General features: G+C 43.7%; 1 protein-coding gene. It reads left to right on the top strand.

From position 1 onward, the window contains the following. The coding region (locus tag WKU26_RS12585) for an IS256 family transposase (protein ID WP_340322302.1) at positions 1-751 on the top strand (751 nt) is incomplete at its 5' end. Positions 752-859: the final 108 nt, after the last annotated feature.

The raw sequence follows: 859 nt of genomic DNA on the forward strand, positions 1-859 counted from the left end.
GCGTATGCTTGATTCTGTCTATCCTATAGTCTGGATGGATGCCATCCATTACAAGGTAACGGATGAACGTGGTTGTGCTGTTACACGTGCAATCTATAATGTGCTGGGTATTGACAGAGAAGGACATAAGGAGCTGCTCGGAATGTATATATCAAGAAATGAGGGAGCAAACTTCTGGCTCAGTGTTCTGACAGACCTCCAGAACCGTGGAGTCGAAGACATTCTTATAGCCTGTATAGACGGCTTGAAAGGTTTTCCTGAAGCAATCCAAAGTGTTTATCCCAATACAGTCGTACAGCTTTGTGTCGTACATCAGATTCGTAATTCCATCAAATATGTAGGCTCCAAGAATCAAAAGGAATTCCTGAAGGATTTGAAATGCGTTTATCAGGCTGTAAATAAAGAATCGGCAGAAAATGAACTTCTTAAGCTGGAAGAGAAATGGGGTGAACAGTATCCTATCGTCATCAGGTCATGGCAAGAGAATTGGGATAAGCTATCCGAATACTTCCAGTACACTCCGGCTATCCGTAAGCTTATATATACCACAAATACTGTTGAAGGGTATCACCGCCAAATCCGTAAGGTAACAAAAAACAAGGGCGTGTTCCCGTCGGATACAGCCCTTGAGAAACTGGTTTATCTTGCATACCGCAACATACGTAAGAAGTGGACTATGCCACTTGCCAATTGGGCTACAATCTCACAGCAACTGGCCATAAAGTTTGGAGAACGATTTAAATTATTGTAATTTTACGCTCGTCGGGACGGGTGGTCCCGCCCCTTGGCGCTGGCCGTTCCCCGACCGATGAGTTTTCTAATAGGAAATAATGCGTGACACAGTTTATTTTACACTACC

Source organism: Phocaeicola sp. HCN-40430 (genome assembly GCF_037890285.1).
GTDB classification, from domain to species: domain Bacteria; phylum Bacteroidota; class Bacteroidia; order Bacteroidales; family Bacteroidaceae; genus Phocaeicola; species Phocaeicola acetigenes.